The sequence below is a fragment of the Citrobacter sp. Cpo037 genome (genome assembly GCF_030332945.1).
GTDB classification, from domain to species: domain Bacteria; phylum Pseudomonadota; class Gammaproteobacteria; order Enterobacterales; family Enterobacteriaceae; genus Citrobacter; species Citrobacter portucalensis.
Window position 1 is genome coordinate 209420 of sequence record NZ_JAOWGW010000040.1, and the last position, 17541, is coordinate 226960.

General features: G+C 52.8%; 13 protein-coding genes. 4 read left to right on the plus strand and 9 right to left on the minus strand.

What is annotated here, in order from left to right; translation table 11 throughout:
* The first annotated feature begins 31 nt into the window (after positions 1–31).
* Positions 32–1354 (plus strand): MFS transporter, encoded by a 1323-nt coding sequence (locus OGX94_RS04580; protein WP_003023312.1) that lies wholly within the window; start codon positions 32–34, stop codon positions 1352–1354.
* Between the two features lie 83 nt (positions 1355–1437).
* Here the strand turns inward: OGX94_RS04580 and OGX94_RS04585 are convergent, their stop codons facing one another.
* Both OGX94_RS04585 and pdeH read right to left on the minus strand, forming a co-directional pair.
* The gene (locus tag OGX94_RS04585) at positions 1438–3498 is read right to left on the minus strand and encodes an AsmA family protein (RefSeq protein WP_003827437.1); all 2061 of its coding nucleotides are present in this window, start codon (positions 3496–3498) and stop codon (positions 1438–1440) included.
* A gap of 78 nt (positions 3499–3576) precedes the next feature.
* Positions 3577–4344 (minus strand): cyclic-guanylate-specific phosphodiesterase, encoded by a 768-nt coding sequence (gene pdeH / locus OGX94_RS04590; protein ID WP_003827436.1) that lies wholly within the window; start codon positions 4342–4344, stop codon positions 3577–3579.
* 230 nt (positions 4345–4574) lie between these two features.
* Between pdeH and kdgK the strand changes: the two genes are divergently transcribed.
* A complete protein-coding gene (kdgK, locus tag OGX94_RS04595; protein ID WP_003827433.1) occupies positions 4575–5504 on the plus strand; it encodes a 2-dehydro-3-deoxygluconokinase in 930 nt (309 codons plus the stop codon).
* A 99-nt stretch (positions 5505–5603) separates the two neighbouring features.
* Here kdgK and OGX94_RS04600 read toward each other — a convergent pair whose 3' ends face one another.
* The 4 genes from OGX94_RS04600 to OGX94_RS04615 form a co-directional block, all read right to left on the minus strand.
* Positions 5604–7097, minus strand: a complete 1494-nt coding sequence (locus OGX94_RS04600; RefSeq protein ID WP_286568801.1) for a M16 family metallopeptidase — start codon at positions 7095–7097, stop codon at positions 5604–5606.
* A 221-nt stretch (positions 7098–7318) separates the two neighbouring features.
* Positions 7319–8605: a C4-dicarboxylate transporter DctC gene (gene dctA, locus OGX94_RS04605; RefSeq protein WP_286568803.1), complete on the minus strand. Its 1287-nt coding sequence runs from the start codon at positions 8603–8605 to the stop codon at positions 7319–7321.
* A gap of 157 nt (positions 8606–8762) precedes the next feature.
* Positions 8763–10769 carry a biofilm formation regulator HmsP gene (gene hmsP / locus OGX94_RS04610; RefSeq protein WP_020996063.1) on the minus strand — a complete coding sequence of 669 codons (2007 nt, stop codon included), beginning with the start codon at positions 10767–10769 and terminating at the stop codon, positions 8763–8765.
* Between the two features lie 226 nt (positions 10770–10995).
* Positions 10996–11103, minus strand: coding sequence for a type I toxin-antitoxin system toxin Ldr family protein (locus OGX94_RS04615; RefSeq protein ID WP_003827426.1), 108 nt, complete (start codon positions 11101–11103; stop codon positions 10996–10998).
* A gap of 425 nt (positions 11104–11528) precedes the next feature.
* On the opposite strand from OGX94_RS04615, the gene megL reads away from it, so the two are divergent.
* Entirely contained in the window at positions 11529–12725 is a 1197-nt protein-coding gene (megL, locus tag OGX94_RS04620; RefSeq protein ID WP_008786414.1) for a methionine gamma-lyase, read from the plus strand.
* A 117-nt stretch (positions 12726–12842) separates the two neighbouring features.
* Complete coding sequence (locus OGX94_RS04625; RefSeq protein WP_003827423.1) at positions 12843–14141, plus strand: aromatic amino acid transport family protein; 1299 nt, start codon at positions 12843–12845, stop codon at positions 14139–14141.
* Between the two features lie 35 nt (positions 14142–14176).
* On the opposite strand, the gene OGX94_RS04630 is transcribed toward OGX94_RS04625, so the two are convergent.
* The 3 genes from OGX94_RS04630 to dppD form a co-directional block, all read right to left on the minus strand.
* On the minus strand, positions 14177–15379 hold the full coding sequence (locus OGX94_RS04630; protein ID WP_003827420.1) for a sigma-54 interaction domain-containing protein: 1203 nt from the start codon (positions 15377–15379) through the stop codon (positions 14177–14179).
* A gap of 176 nt (positions 15380–15555) precedes the next feature.
* A complete protein-coding gene (gene dppF, locus OGX94_RS04635; RefSeq protein WP_003827418.1) occupies positions 15556–16560 on the minus strand; it encodes a dipeptide ABC transporter ATP-binding subunit DppF in 1005 nt (334 codons plus the stop codon).
* On the minus strand, positions 16557–17540 hold the full coding sequence (gene dppD, locus OGX94_RS04640) for a dipeptide ABC transporter ATP-binding protein (protein ID WP_003024317.1): 984 nt from the start codon (positions 17538–17540) through the stop codon (positions 16557–16559). The genes dppF and dppD overlap by 4 nt, the downstream gene beginning before the upstream one ends.
* Between the last annotated feature and the right edge of the window lies 1 nt (position 17541).

Consider the following 17541-nt stretch of genomic DNA (forward strand, 5'->3'; position numbering starts at 1 on the left):
CCTTTCGTTCGGCCAAAAATAAGAAAATATTATGCAAGCAACAGCCACAACACTCGACAACGAACAGGAACACACCCCGGTCAACTCGCGCAATAAAGTTGTCGTCGCCTCGCTCATTGGCACCGCCATTGAGTTCTTCGACTTCTATATTTACGCCACCGCCGCGGTGATCGTGTTTCCCCATATATTCTTCCCGCAGGGGGATCCGACCGCGGCTACGCTACAGTCCCTCGCCACTTTTGCTATCGCCTTTGTGGCCCGACCTATCGGTTCCGCGGTGTTCGGACATTTCGGCGATCGCGTCGGCCGTAAAGTCACGCTGGTTGCTTCACTACTCACAATGGGGATCTCGACAGTCGTCATTGGCCTGCTGCCGGGCTATGAAACTATCGGCATTTTCGCCCCGCTGCTGCTGGCTCTGGCGCGTTTTGGTCAGGGTTTAGGTCTGGGCGGTGAATGGGGCGGTGCAGCGTTGCTGGCGACGGAAAACGCGCCACCGCGCAAACGCGCGCTGTACGGATCATTTCCGCAGCTGGGCGCGCCTATCGGTTTCTTCTTCGCCAACGGTACCTTTCTGCTGCTCTCCTGGCTGCTGACCGACGAACAGTTCATGAGCTGGGGCTGGCGCGTACCGTTCATCTTCTCCGCTGTGCTGGTGATTATCGGTCTGTACGTCCGCGTTTCGTTGCATGAATCCCCGGTCTTCGCCAAAGTAGCCGCGGCGAAAAAACAGGTGAAAATCCCGCTGGGTACTCTACTGACAAAACATGTTCGCGTGACGATCCTCGGCACGTTCATCATGCTGGCGACCTATACGCTGTTCTATATCATGACCGTCTATTCGATGACGTTCAGTACCGCCGCAGCGCCTGTAGGGCTTGGCCTGCCGCGTAATGAAGTGTTGTGGATGCTGATGATGGCGGTCATTGGTTTTGGCGTCATGGTACCGGTGGCGGGCCTGCTGGCCGATGCGTTTGGTCGCCGCAAGAGCATGCTTATCATCACCACGCTGATCATTCTGTTTGCGCTGTTTGCCTTTAAACCGCTGCTCGGCTCTGGCAATCCGGTGCTGGTGTTCGCCTTCCTGTTGCTGGGCTTAAGCCTGATGGGTCTGACATTTGGCCCGATGGGCGCACTGCTGCCGGAGCTGTTCCCGACCGAAGTGCGCTATACGGGGGCGTCGTTCTCGTACAACGTTTCGTCAATTCTCGGCGCATCGGTTGCCCCATACATCGCCGCATGGTTGCAGGCGAATTATGGTCTGGCGGCTGTCGGTACGTATCTGGCATCGATGGCGGCGTTAACGCTGATTGCACTGCTGTTGACCCACGAAACCCGCCATCAGTCGTTGTAATTCTTTTGCCGGATGCGGTGTAACCACCTTATCCGGCCTGGGTTGAGCATGAAATCCAGGCTGGATAAACATCCGGCCAGACATCACTTCTTCATCTGTGACAGGATCGTCCGGCACTGATTCGCGTCACCCTCTGACGGCGAAATCAGCGCCAACAAGGCCGCCGCAGGAGTGACTAACGTGGCTAATGCGGCAGCAACCGCACCGCGCGCAATCAGCGGTCCGGCCTTCACGCCAGCCTGCGGATTCTTAAAGGTGCCGCGAACATACAGCGGCGAACGCAGAGTAATAATACGAATCCCTTTGCTCTCCGGATCGATGGTTAAATCCAGTTGCTCCGACGCAAAGCTCGCCGTACCAGTGACATTAATGACTGCGTTTTCCGTGTCGAAAGCAAAAATCTGCGGACGCGCCACGCCGTTAACAATATCCAGATTCGCCGCCGCGCAGTTCACCCGCACTTCGTCATCACCAAATATCTGCCCGACAAGATAGTTCCCCAGATTCAAGCCCACAATTTCCATCAGATTCCGGCTGATCAAGCCGTCATTCATCAGCAGTTTCAGGTTGCCATTGCTGTTACCCAGCAGCGCCGCTACCGAGTTTCCACTTCCGCTAAACCGGGCGTCCCCGTTCATTTCACCGAGCGTTTTCTGCATCAGTTCCACATCGGGCATCAGCGCTTTTAGCTTCAGCCGCCGCGCCTGAATATCCGCCTGCCCCCGCATCGGCTTTTTATCTCCTTCCAGATGGATGCTGGAGACAATGCTGCCTCCCGCAAGACCAAATTTCAGCGGTTGCAGGCGCAGGTCGGCATTTTTCAGGATGATATGAGTGGAGAGATCGCTGATCGGCAGGCTACTGCCATGCTCAATACGCCGTCCTTTGAAACGCACGTCAGCGTCCATCACGTTCCATTTATCGGTTTCAAAACGGTCATACGGCAAGACCTTGTCCACAGGCTGAACGCTCTTCTCACCTTTGCGCTGTTCAGATTGTTTTGCCCGTTCCGCCCCTTTGCCTGAATCCACCCCGATCAGCGGCCCCAAATCGGCCAGCCTCAGCTGGCGTGATTCCACATCGCCCTTCAGCATGGGTCGCGGCTTACCGGTGGTATAGGCCAGCGTTCCGTGAATATCGCTGTCGCCAATGCGGCCATTGAAATCGCGATAATCAAAAACAGAGGATTTTTCCGGGTCAATTTTCGCCACCAGACGTCCGTCGGTTTCAAACGGCGGCGTATCCGGGAGCAGTACGCCGGTCAAATCGTACAAATCCCCTAGCGAATCTCCCGAGAATTTAAGCCGCAGATCCGCCCCGCCCATATTCATCGGATCGTTTATCGTGCCGATAAACGCTACGCGCGTATTGCCCGAACGGAAATCAGCCTGAATCGGGAAAGGCGTATCTTCGCCACGCAGCGCCAGCATCCCGCCTATTTTTCCGCTACCACTCAGCGGTTCGCCGTTATATCGCCCTTGCGCTTTCAGCCCAAACACGTAGTCCTCGACGCGGGCGTTGCTCTCTTTACCTTTTGCGCCGGTCACTTCGCTAAAGGGCAACGGTTTACCCAGCGGATCGACCAGGATCTCAATCTCCGACTTCGTCACCTTATCGTTAATGGCGATACGTCCCTGGTCGAACAGAATGTTATCCAGCCGGAAAGACCATGCGGATGGCGGCGCATCAGGATCGCGGTTTTCGTCCCCAGCTAAGTTAAAGGTCCAGTTATTGTTTTTCTCCGACAGGCGGATCAGCCGCGCATCGGGTTTGACCAGCTTGACCCACGGGAGCCAGACGGTTTTTGTCAGCAGTGCCAGCGGGGCGAGCGTAGCTTCAACGCGCGGGAGATGCACCATGGTGACGTCGGGAATGTCCGGCGGGTTGCCGAGGATGATATCTTCAGCATGAACGTGCGGCCACGGAACCCAGCTACGCCAGCCAGTTTCCTGCTTCTGGCGTTCCCAAACCACGCCCAGGTCACCCCGTATAGCAAAGGGCCGGTTGAGTTCTGTAGAGACTTTCTGGTTGATGGTCGGTTTGAGCCGGTTCCAGTCAAATGTCGCAATCACAATAATGAGTACGACGATCAACAACAAGAAAACCCCTATTACTGAAGTGGTTATTTTACCTGTTCTCGTCATGTCTAACCTCCTTACTTCCTTCCTTGCCTGTCCTAAAGATAGTCCAGCAGGATGAAAAGGAGGTGCGCTACGCCCTCATCAAAGTGACAGAATTACGTCTTCGAGGGTATCCAGGGGCACTGGACGAGAGAGAAAATAGCCTTGGGCCGCGAAAGCCGGTGAGTTTTGCACATCACGCCACTCTTCCAGCGTTTCAACGCCTTCGACAATGACACCGCGGCAATAGCGGTTCATGAGCTGTAATAGTAGTGTGAAGAGATTACGTCCCTCCGGCGTCTTGCGCAGCATGACGAACAGATCCCGCGCCACTTTGATATAGTCATAACTCACTTCACTAAGCGCCGAGAAGTTCGCCATTCCGGTACCAAAGTCATCCAGCCAGAGCGGACCGAACTCGCACATTGAGGCGAACGACGCCCCCTTCGGCAAGCGGATATGTTCCACCAGCTCAAAACGCAGCCACGGCAGGCCTTCAATGATTTTCAGGATTTCGGGATCCTGACGCATCGCAATGAGCGTTGGTCCGTCGACGTTCACAGAAGCCAGCAGGTTGTTGGCTCTGAAAAAGCCCCCTTTCAGCTCAAGCTGCAGAAGTTGCTCTTTCACTACATCAACACGATGCCGTACAGCCACTTCAGCAAAATAGCGGTCTGGTGCAATACGTTGGGAAGGGTTATCAGGATGGCTCACGACGGTCAGCAGTTCAACGGCCATCAGCCGTCCGTTGGTCTGGTAAATTGGCTGGTAGGTGTAAGCACGCTCGCACTGCAGCCAATAGCGTCTTTCCAGCAAGCTTTCAATACTCGCATCGGGCGTAATGAGCTGCTGGGTAACCTGCTTTATCATCTGAGATGTCCTGTAAATAAGAGTGTGACTGACCGGACTCGTCAAAGGTTATCGGCGCTCAGAGGAAGAACTTTACGTTCAGCTGTGCGCAAAAATAAAAACTAAGCGGCAAAAACAACGCAGAACACGTGCTGGCTCAAAAAAATAATGGAACGATGTTTTAATATAGTTGACCACTTAACACCCACAGCGCACACTAACGCTAATTTTTTTCAGAGCAGGTTACGACTATGTCCAGAAAGATTGCCGTGATTGGCGAATGCATGATTGAGCTGTCACAGAAAGGCGCTGACGTTCAGCGCGGATTCGGTGGCGACACGTTGAATACATCCGTTTATATCGCCCGTCAGGTCGATGCGGCGGCACTTTCCGTACACTATGTGACTGCACTGGGTACCGACAGTTTTAGCCAACAAATGCTGGAGTCCTGGCAGGGTGAAAACGTGGACACCTCATTAACCCAGCGCATGGAAAACCGCCTGCCGGGTCTCTACTACATTGAGACCGACAGCACTGGCGAGCGCACCTTCTATTACTGGCGTAATGAAGCCGCCGCAAAATTCTGGCTGGAGAGCGAGCAGTCTGCCGCGATTTGCGAAGAGCTGGCGACATTTGACTACTTGTATCTGAGCGGAATCAGCCTGGCGATTTTAAGCCCGGCAAGTCGTGACAAGCTGCTGTCATTGCTGCGTGAATGCCGTGCCAACGGTGGAAAAGTCATTTTTGACAATAACTACCGTCCACGCCTGTGGAGCAGTAAAGAAGAGACCCAGCAGGTGTATCAGCAAATGCTGGAATGCACCAATATCGCATTCCTGACGCTGGACGATGAAGACGCACTGTGGGGTGAAAAACCCGTTGCCGAGGTAATTGCCCGTACTCACGCGGCTGGCGTACAGGAAGTGGTTGTGAAGCGTGGCGCAGACTCTTGCCTGGTTTCCATTGCAGGCGAAGAACTGATCGACATTCCGGCCGTTAAATTGCCGAAAGAGAAAGTGATCGATACCACTGCGGCCGGAGACTCCTTCAGCGCCGGGTATCTGGCGGTCCGTCTGACCGGTGGCGATGCCGCCGAAGCCGCAAAACGAGGCCACCTGACGGCAAGCACCGTCATTCAGCATCGTGGGGCGATTATCCCCCGCGACGCCATGCCGCAATAATTTATTGTTCCTGTAGGCCGGATAAGGCGTTAACGCCGCATCCGGCACTGGGTAAGCCGGGAGCGCTTCGCTTGCCCGGCCTACAGGTTACGATACCCTTTACTGTACAGGCGGGATATCCGTCACTTCAGGGTGTGATTCATCCGTTTCAACAGACGTTGCCGCTGCGGTAACGGGCGCCATAATGCTATCCCACGTCGCCTGCAGATCCTTCATATTGAATTCAGGTTCGCCCTTCGGCTGCAGCAGAATTAACGCCATATCTTGCGATAGCTGCTGACGCAGGTCCTGATTCAGCATCTCAACGCTCAGGCTGTTGAGGAAGCTCTGGCGTAAACGCTGGTACTGTTCAGGCGCAATATCCACCACCTGATTTTGCAGCGAGCGCAAACGCTGGCTGATCAAAATATCGGTATCGGTACGACCATAGGTGGCAAACAGCTTCTGCAGTTCCAGATTCTTTTGCGCTACCAGCGCATTGAACTCTTCTTCCGGCAGTCCTTTATCACGCACTTTCGCCAGCTCACGCGCAACCGTACCCAGATTGGCGTTCAGCTTATCGTTCGGCGACTCAACGTTAATCGCGCACTGCGCGCGCAGGAACAGCACCCGGCAGTCAAATCCGAGGCCAATGTCTTTGGCATTGTTTTTGGTTAGCTCTTGCTGAATGTGCCAGAACAGCGCCTCACGCGCTAAATCAGCGCGCCAGTAACGTAATAACGCGGCAGATTCACGGATCGGTTGCCACGGCGTATCCCACATAATAGACAGGCGATCCTGGCGTACCGCATCGGTCATAATGCTCACGGCTTCTGCTCGCAGCGGAGAGAGCGTGGGTACCGGTGCAGGCGTTTCGCGTTTTCCTTTTAACTCGCCAAAGGTTTTATTGATTTGCTCAGCTACGCTGCGTGCATCAACGTTACCGACGATGATCAGCGTCATCGCGTCCGGGGTATACCATTTCTGGTAGAAAGACTGAATTTTCGACGCATCTACAGGCGTTTTCAACGGATCGGCGGGATCGTGCCCCAGCAGGGTCGATCCCTTCAGACGGTAACGCCACCACCCTTCTTTGGTATCTGACGGCCAGGTTGCAACCATATCTTCGCTATTCAGCGCATGATTGACCGTTTCAGAGGTAATGCTCAGTATACCGGAGATATTCGCCAGATAAGAAAGTGACTCTTTCAGTAGATCGTTACGGCTGTTAGGCAGACTGAGGTTATACAACGTGGAATCATAGGAAACGATAACCGGCGGCATGGGACGTTTGGGATCGAACCCCTGCTGCCACAGTGAACGGGCTTGCGAGGCATCGAGGCCACCGCTTTGCGTCAGCGCGATACGCGGGATCGCATGGCTGAAACCACTCTGTTGCGCACTTTCGGTGAGTGAACCGGTATTAACCAGCAGGCGAACCTCAATACGGTCGCTCGGGCGCTGGGGAGTGGCTAACACTTGCCACTGTAAACCATTTGCCAGCGTGCCCTGTTGCCATGCTGGATCAGGCTGGAGCGCATCTGCCTGCACATAGCCGGCAGTGGCCATCATCAGCAAGCCGCCCGCTAAAAGTCGAATTTTTGTGCCCTGCATGTGAACCCCTGATCAACTATCCTGGAAATAAAAAGACAGCCCTCGAAAGGACTCTCTGAATATGACGTTAAAAACACTTCGTGTTAGACCGCGAGAACATAAAAATGTCACGGAAGAAGTGAAAAAATCCCGAGCCGCCGAATCGACGGTTTCAGGCACAGGGGGTAATTATGCGCAAACGCCCGCAGTCCTGGAAGGGACTACGGGCATAAGTGACGAGATTAAGAGGATAAATCGTGCGTTTTGCCATCCGGCGCACGATTATTCAACGTGTCATCCAGCTTTGTGGTATCCAATTCTTTCACCCATTTAGCCACAACAACAGTTGCAACACCGTTACCAATCAGGTTGGTCAGCGCACGGGCTTCAGACATGAAGCGGTCAATACCAAGAATCAGCGCCAGACCAGCAACCGGCAAGTGACCCACCGCAGAGATAGTCGCGGCCAGAACAATAAAGCCACTCCCGGTCACACCCGCTGCACCTTTTGAGGAGAGCAGAAGCACCACCAGCAGGGTTATCTGATGGAAGATATCCATGTGGCTGTTGGTTGCCTGAGCGATAAACACCGCCGCCATTGTCAGATAGATTGATGTCCCATCAAGGTTAAACGAGTAGCCCGTGGGTATAACCAATCCGACAACCGACTTCCGACAGCCCAGTTTTTCCATCTTATCGAGCATACGCGGCAGCGCGGACTCGGAAGAAGAAGTCCCCAGAACGATCAACAGTTCTTCACGGATATAGCGGATGAATTTAAAGATACTGAAGCCAGTTGCGCGGGCAATTGAACCCAGCACCAGCACCACAAACAGAATACAGGTGATGTAGAAGCAGATGATTAGCTGACCCAGTTGCACCAGCGTTCCGACGCCATATTTACCGATGGTAAAGGCCATAGCACCGAAAGCACCGATCGGCGCCAGGCGCATGATCATATTAATGATGCCGAAAATAACCTGCGAGAAACTTTCAATCACGTTGAAAATCATCTGGCCCTTGCTGCCCAGACGATGCAGCGCAAAACCAAACATTACCGCAAACAGCAATACCTGCAGGATGTTACCGCTGGCAAACGCGCCAATGACGCTCGCCGGGATAATATCCATCAGGAAACCTACGATCCCCTGGTCTTTTGCCTGTTCGGCGTACATTGCAACCGCTTTGGCATCCAGTGTCGCCGGATCGACGTTCATCCCGGCACCGGGTTGCACCACGTTGACGATGATGAGGCCGATGATCAGCGCAATGGTACTAACAATTTCAAAATAGAGCAGTGCAACCGCGCCAGTGCGGCCTACGGCTTTCATACTTTCCATGCCTGCAATGCCGGTAACGACAGTACAGAAGATGACAGGTGCGATGACCATCTTGATGAGCTTAACGAAAGCATCACCAAGCGGCTTCATTTGGGCGCCTAATTCAGGGTAGAAATGGCCAAGGAGAATACCTATGGCAATCGCTGTCAGGACCTGAAAGTAAAGGCTTTTGAATATAGAGGTTTTCATAGGGTGTCCTTAAAGTAAAAACCACAGGTCTTGTAAGGTTTTGTTTAACCTGCGGCCTTAAGGTAACACCCACACAACTTGACAGAAATGTACCTGGATCATAATTGATACAGAAATGTTAAAAATTTTGAGCTGGCTCGCACAAGCGAGACCTTTTTTAACTTTTGTAATCAGCGCTTTCCGGCGCCAGATAACGTTCTTCGAAGATATTTGCCGGAACCGGTCGGGCAAACAGGAACCCTTGTGCCACTTCCACCCCGGCTTGTGATAGCCATTCACGCTGCGCTTCGGTTTCGACACCTTCGGCGATCATCTGCAAATTAAGGCTGTGGGCCAACTGAATGATGGCGGAGATCATGCTGCAATCCTCAGGTACCCCATCGACAAACATCTTATCGATTTTGAGGACATCCACCGGTAGCGACTTCATGTGCTGCAGCTGTCGCAGGCCCGCATACCCCATGCCAAAGTCATCCAGTGCGATACGTACTCCCGCATTACGCAATGGGCGCAAAATGGCCACCGCAGCGTGGGGATCATCGATATGTCGGCTTTCAGTCACTTCCAGGATCAACGTACCAGGCTTGATGCGATAGCGGTTTAACAACTCCAGCAGGTCCGAGACCATACTCGGGTGCATCAGCTGTAGCGCGGACAAATTCACCGACAGCGGCAGCATCAGACCCCGTTCCTGCCACGCTGACAGCTGGCGGCACGTCTCTTCCAGCACCCAGTAACCAACCGTCACCATCAGGCCGCAGGACTCAATCCTGTCGATTAACCCTTCGGGCAGCTCCCAGCTTCCGTCCGGCTGCTGCATCCGCAATAATGCTTCTGCGCTCAACACCTTACCGCTGGACATTTCCACCTGCGGCTGCATCCAAAGCGCGAACTGCTGGTTATCCAGCGCGCTGAGAATATCGTTCTCTTCCGTCAAACGCTGCTGCGCCTCTTCCATCTGTAACGGATCAAAGAACTGAATTTGATTTTTACCCTTATGGCGCGAGGTTAACACGGCCGAGAGAGCGCGGCGGTAAAGCTGTTCTGCGGTCAAATCACCATAGAACATTGCTACCCCAATGTTGCAGGTAGGACGCAGTTGAATACCCTGAATAGGTAATCGCTCGTTAACGATAGTGAGTACTTGCTGACCTAAAGTAATAGCGTGCCAGGGTTCTTTTACACCATGGGCGATGATGGCGAAGTCATAGCCACTCACCTGGGAAAGCACCATCCTGGGGGCTAATACCGACTTGAGTTTTTCGACCAGCGTAAGCAGCAGGATTTCCCGCTGAGTTTCGGTTAACACCCCCGCGGTGTCACGTAGGGTTTCGCAGGTGACAATCATCAGCGCCGTCGTCTGCTGGCGGGTAACAACCTGCTCCAGCAGCCCCATTAAAAACGACTTATTGGGCAGTTCGGAAACCGGGAAACGCATTGCAAAGTCGCTTTGCTCTTCGCTATGTCGCTGAATCAACTGCTGATTAAGATTGTAGCTACGCACCAGCATACCAATCTCATCATCCTGATGTAGACGCGGCAATGCCAGTTGATAGCCAATCAGATCCTGCTGTTGAATGTCGTTCAGCTCACGGGCAATTTTACGTAAGGGGTGCACAATCAAGCGGTTAATGCACCAGGAGATGGCGACGGTCAATATTAACGACAAAAGTAAGTAAATGGTCACTAACGTCGAGAGCGTACTCATCACGAATTTGTACATGCGGTACGAATCCGCCTGCAGTACCAGATACGCCAGCGGTTGCGGATTAGCTGAACGCTCAAGGGAATAGATCGGCAGCGAAATTTGTACCGGAAGCTCAAACAGGCGAGTCACCGTAACAGGAACGGGGCGTTCAGGGATAAAGCTCATCCGCAACGCCTGAAACTGATTGGGCAGCACCACATCGGCGCGACTTACCACGCCCGCTGGCCGAATACTTTTTAAAATGGCTTCCGCTTCGGGAATATCCCCTTTCAGGATAGTGTCCGACAGAGGCTCACGGACGGAGCGAGCGATACTTTCCAGTTGCGTAGCCGTGTTATAGCGGTTTTGCTGGACCAGATGGAACAACAAAACGGTGCAAAAAATAAAAACGAACACCATAACAACGGCCGCAACCATTGCCATCTGCTTAATTGTTAACGAGCGACTGACACGCAAACTGACTCTCCACGGATAGACGAAACTGCCGTCAGAGTATACCCGATCGTAGCGGTATTAAGAGAGGCGGTATCTGAAAACTTCCCAGCGTGCATTATCGCGACAGGATAGGCACCTGGCGACGAGATTTATCTGCATTTAAGCCGAAAAAGGCAGCAAGGTCGCCCCCTGCGGCCTGGTTCGGGCGCATGTTGCCATCACGGCAGGCAGACGCCTACAAAGCGCATTACTTCCTGTTACGCAGCCAGCTCACAATCAGGCTGGCAATGGTGCCAGCGATGATTGGAGCCGCTAAATCGTGCCAGAAGGCCACGCCTAACTGTGCGAGCGTCATATAGCCGCCTGTGTTGCAATGGCAACTGTTCACGGCTATCCTTGAGTTGTTCAGGTTCAAGTCAGCCCCCGTTTTGTTGCCAGGTTTATACCGAACAACGTGCGGGGGTTTTCTCTTTCCAGCAACCGATGCCGCCGGGGATCAAGCCCCCGCAACATTGCGCCTCACCGAGAATTCCCGGCTTGCCGCTGATTCTACGGCAGCCCACTTGCCATATCACTGCGCAATATTGCGCTCTGCGTAGCACCTCGCAATTCACCCATTTTCTCACCAGCACGCTGGAAAGATTCTTTCCAGTTGGCAACATTCCTGCCGACCATTAGTTCAGACAAAAACATAACGCATTGATATCTATCAGTTCATTTTCTGGCACAGCGATTGCTATTTGACTGTGAGCTGTTCTGTTCCGAATTAAAGGAGATATCATGTCTGACTGTCGTACTTACGGATTCAACACCCAGATCGTTCACGCGGGGCAACAACCCGACCCTTCAACTGGCGCGCTTAGTACGCCTATTTTCCAGACCTCAACGTTTGTTTTTGACAGCGCCGAACAAGGTGCCGCCCGCTTTGCGCTCGAAGAGTCCGGGTACATTTACACCCGCTTGGGTAACCCCACCACCGATGCGCTGGAGAAAAAGCTGGCTGTACTGGAAAGAGGTGAAGCCGGGTTGGCAACCGCGTCCGGTATTTCCGCTATCACCACAACGCTGTTGACGCTTTGCCAGCAGGGTGACCATATCGTTTCCGCCAGCGCGATTTACGGCTGCACCCACGCGTTTTTGTCGCACAGCATGCCGAAGTTTGGGATTAACGTCAGCTTTGTCGACGCGGCAAAGCCTGAAGAAATCCGCGCCGCCATGCGACCAGAAACCAAAGTTGTGTATATCGAAACGCCCGCCAACCCAACGCTGTCGCTGGTCGACATTGAAACGGTGGCCGGTATCGCCCATCAACAGGGCGCATTGCTGGTGGTGGATAACACCTTTATGTCACCGTACTGTCAGCAGCCTTTGCAACTGGGCGCGGATATTGTGGTTCACAGCGTCACCAAATATATCAACGGTCACGGGGATGTGATTGGGGGAATCATTGTTGGTAAGCAGGAGTTTATCGACCAGGCGCGGTTTGTAGGCCTGAAAGATATCACCGGTGGCTGCATGAGTCCGTTCAATGCGTGGTTAACACTGCGCGGCGTTAAAACGCTGGGCATTCGTATGGAACGTCACTGTGAAAATGCACTGAAAATCGCCCGCTTCCTCGAAGGGCATCCATCCATTACTCGGGTGTATTATCCTGGCCTGACTTCGCATCCGCAGTATGAGCTGGGCCAGCGGCAAATGAGCCTGCCAGGTGGAATTATCAGCTTCGAAATCGCCGGCGGCCTCGAGGCTGGTAGGCGGATGATCAATTCTGTAGAATTGTGCCTCCTCGCGGTCAGTCTCGGTGATACCGAAACCCTCATTCAGCACCCAGCGTCTATGACACATTCGCCCGTTGCACCTGAGGAACGGCTTAAAGCAGGTATTACCGACGGGCTTATCCGTCTTTCTGTGGGTCTTGAAGATCCAGAAGATATTATTAACGACCTTGAACACGCCATCAGAAAGGCAACATTCTGACCAATATGGCCTGAACCGACGCCGTTCGGTTCAGGTTGTTGAGAATCAAGGCACAACAGTCTGGCAATACGCGCGATCCTCTTTCGGGGAGAACGTGTATTTTGGGCAGGGGGTTCTATGCAGGACAACACATTACAATTAAGCAACAATACAGCAACCGCCGTACCATTCTCAAAAAAAATACCGTTTACGAAATACGATTTTGGCTGGGTATTACTGTGCATCGGCATGGCCATTGGTGCCGGAACGGTACTGATGCCGGTACAAATTGGCTTAACAGGCATTTGGGTATTTATCGTTGCCTTTATTATTGCTTATCCGGCAACTTATATTGTGCAGGATATTTATTTAAAGACATTATCAGAAAGCGAAACTTGTAATGACTACACGGATATTATAAGTCATTACCTGGGAAAAAACTGGGGCGTATTTCTTGGCGTCATCTATTTCCTGATGATTATTCACGGCATATTTATTTATTCCTTATCCGTGGTTTTTGACAGCGCCTCATATATCAAAACCTTCGGCTTGACCGAGGCCGATCTTTCGCAGTCGATAATCTATAAAGTGGCCATTTTTGCCGTGCTGGTCGCCATTGCTTCCGGGGGAGAAAAGCTGCTGTTCAAAATCTCCGGCCCGATGGTGGTGGTCAAAGTAGGTATCATCATCGTATTTGGTTTTGCGATGGTTCCGCACTGGAACTTCGCTAATATCAGCGCCTTCCCTGAAGCATCTGTTTTCTTTCGTGATGTACTGCTAACCATCCCGTTCTGCTTCTTCTCAGCGGTGTTTATTCAGGTGTTGAACCCAATGAACATCGCCTACCGCAAACGGGTGACGGATCGGGTGCTGGCTACGCGTATGGCAATCCGTACGCATCGCATCAGTTACATTACTCTGATTGCTGTCATTCTGTTTTTCTCCTTCTCTTTTACCTTTTCTATTAGCCATGAAGAGGCCGTTTCGGCTTTCGAACAAAATATTTCCGCACTGGCACTGGCGGCTCAGGTCATTCCTGGGCAGATTATTCATATCACCTCAACAGTATTAAATATCTTCGCCGTATTAACCGCGTTCTTTGGTATTTATCTGGGATTCCACGAGGCGATCAAAGGTATTATTCTCAACGTTCTGAGCCGCGTCATTGACGTTGAGAAAATTAATCCGTTAGTACTCACGCTGGGTATTTGCACCTTTATTGTTATCACTCTGGTCATTTGGGTGTCATTTCGCGTATCGGTACTGGTATTCTTCCAGCTAGGTAGTCCGCTTTACGGGATTGTGTCGTGTATTATTCCGTTCTTCCTGATCTATAAAGTAACGCAACTGGAAAAACTACGCGGGCTGAAAACCTGGTTGATCCTGCTGTACGGAATTCTGCTGTGCCTGTCGCCCTTATTGAAGCTGATTGAATAACCCACGTATATCGCGCCGTCAGACGCTGGCGGCGCTTAACCCACACTCTCCAGCTGATAGCCGCGAATTTTATTCAGCACCGTGGTGTGCGACACGCCCAGCGCTTTGGCAATATGCCGTGACGACACATTATCTTCCACCATCTGTTCAATGAGCTGGCGTTCAGCACACAGAACCTGCTCTTTAAAAGGACGTTCTGTCGCGCCCCGCTCAACGGCAGGCAAATTCACCATCCCTAATTCTTCCCGCGTAATAACATCGGATTCAGCCATCAGCATCAGGCGAATAATGGTATTTTCCAGTTCGCGCACGTTTCCCGGCCAGGTGTGATGGTGCAGGGCATCAAAACAGGCTTTATCCAGAATGATCCGCCGCTGGAATTCCTTCGCGTATTTCTGCACAAAGTGGCGAATCAGCAGGCTGATATCCTGTGGGCGCTCGCGCAAAGGTGGGATGGTCAGTGAAAGCACGTTGATGCGGTAATAGAGATCAGCGCGCAGCAGACGTTGTTCCACCATCTCTTCCAGATTGGCATTGGTTGCCACAATAATGCGCACATTGACCGGAATAATATGTGCCCCGCCAACGCGCCGAATCCCGCCATCCTGAAGCACGCGCAGGAGTTTAGCCTGTAAGCTCAGCGACATTTCGCCAAACTCATCGAGAAAAAGGGTGCCTTTATCGGCCATTTCAAACAGCCCTTTTTTGCCTTTACAATCCGCGCCGCTGAAAGCCCCTTTCTCATAGCCAAAGAATTCACTCTCCATTAGCGACTCAGGTAGCGCAGAGCAGTTGACCGGAATAAACGGATAAAAACGTCGCTGCCCGGAATTATGGATTGCCCGGGCCAGCAGCTCTTTACCAGTCCCCGTATCGCCACGGATCAGAACGGTATATTTGCTGTCGGCAATTTTTATCGCCTTTTCGATAAGCGCGTGCATGCTCTGGCTGCTGCAAATAATGTCAGAGAAATAACGCGGGCGTTCCGGCTCCGGCGTTGACAGCTCGCTTATCTCCTCACAGAGATAAGCAACATTAATAATATCGGCGCGCTGGCTTAAACAGGATTGCACACAGGAAATATCCTGTAGCTGGCGGCACCAGGATTTAATCAGGATCCGCCCAGGCGTCACTTTCATGGAGATGATATTGATATCACAGCAGGAAAATTCCTTCAGGACATCCTCAACCATCGACAGACGATCAATTGTTTTAATATCCCAGCGTATCGTGACCACATTTGCTCCTGGTAGTTAGCAACTGCGAAATAGATATTTCTGTGACTAGAGGAAATCTGACTACATTCTAGACGCTGTGGAATAATGTTCTGCCAAAGGACTCACATTGTGGACGTAAAGAGAAAATATAAAAAAACCGGAGCACAAGGCTCCGGTTATCGGGTCATAACCCAGGTTTATTGCTGTGGGTTTTCATCCTGGTCAACGGCAAAACAAGCTACCAGCTGACCGCCGTAATCTTTCAACTGCGGTTGAAGCTGGGTACACGGACCAAAGCGACGACGGCAGCGGGCGTTGAACGCACAGCCCGGCGGCGGATTCAGCGGGCTTGGCAGTTCACCGGTCAGCTTGATACGCTCACGGCGATCGTCCGGGTTCAGGCGCGGTGTTGCGGAGAGCAGCGCTTGCGTGTACGGATGACGCGGATTATTGAAGATTTGGTCCTTCGTCCCTTTCTCCACACAGCGGCCTAAATACATCACCATCACTTCATCGGCAATGTGCTCGACCACCGACAGGTCGTGCGAGATAAAGACGTATGACAGCCCCAGTTCCTGCTGCAAATCCATCATCAGATTCAGCACCTGCGCACGCACCGAAACGTCCAGCGCTGAGACCGGTTCATCGGCAATCACCACGTCCGGGTCAAGCATCAGACCACGAGCGATGGCAATACGCTGACGCTGACCGCCGGAGAACATATGCGGATAGCGGTCGTAGTGCTCGGTTTTCAGCCCCACTTTCGCCATCATCGCCAATGCTTTTTCACGACGCTCCTCTTTGCTGAGCGTGGAGTTGATCAGCAGCGGCTCTTCCAGAATCTGTCCCACTTTTTTACGCGGGTTCAGGGAACCGTACGGGTTCTGGAATACAATCTGGATTTTCTGCCGACGCAGCTTTTGCGCCTGCGGGTCGTGCTTAAGCAGATCCTGTCCCTGGTAATACAGCTCACCGCCGGTCGGGACTTCAATCATCGTCAGCAGGCGGCCAAGGGTGGATTTCCCACAGCCCGACTCGCCTACCACCGCCAGCGTTTTACCACGCTCTAAGGTAAAGGAGACGCCGTCCAGCGCTTTCACCAGGCGCTCCGGGGCGAACATACCCTTTTTCACCGGGTAGTGTTTTTTCAGATCAATAGCCTGCAACAGCGGCTGTGGCAAAGCGGCCTTTTGCGTACTCATAGCCCAGGCCTCCCGGCATCATCAAGTGGGTAGTGGCATTTCGACTGACGACCGCCTTCCAGCAGGTTCAGTTCAGGTTCTTCAGCGCGGCATTTGTCGGTCGCATAGGGACAGCGCGGGTTCAGCAAACAACCGCTCGGGCGGTCATATTTACCGGGAACCACGCCCGGCAGTGAGGCCAGACGCGCTTTGTCCTGAGCAAACTCCGGCAGCGCGCGCAGCAGCGCCTGGGTGTAAGGATGACGCGGCGCGCGGAAGATATCCTGCGCGGCCCCGGTTTCCACTACCTGACCGGCGTACATCACGATGATTTTGTGTGCCGCTTCAGCCACCAGCGCCAGATCGTGGGTGATTAAGACCAGCGCCATGTTCTCTTTTTGCTGCAATTCCAGCAGTAGCTCGATAATCTGCGCCTGAATAGTCACATCCAGCGCCGTTGTCGGTTCGTCGGCAATCAGCAGTTTCGGACGACAGGCAATCGCCATCGCGATCATCACGCGCTGGCTCATTCCACCGGACAACTGGTGCGGATAGACATCCAGACGCGAGGCCGGATCGGGGATCCCCACCAGCGTCAGCAGGTCAATTGCCCGCTGAATACGCGTTTTTTTGTTGCCGCCCTGGTGCACCTTGATGGCTTCCATAATCTGGTAGCCGACGGTATAGCAGGGATTAAGGCTGGTCATCGGGTCCTGGAAGATCATCGCCACTTCCGCGCCCACTAACTGGCGACGCTCTTTCTCAGAAATGCGCTTCAGGTCGCGACCATTAAACTCCAGATTTTCGGCCATAACGCGGCCTGGGTAGTCAATCAGTCCCATAATCGCCAGCGAACTGACGGACTTACCAGAGCCGGACTCTCCTACAATGCCAACCACTTCACCCTGATTCACACTGTAGCTAATGCGGTCTACGGCGCGGAATTCGGAACCTACGTCGCCGAAATGCACCGATAATTTATCTACATTTAATAACGCCATC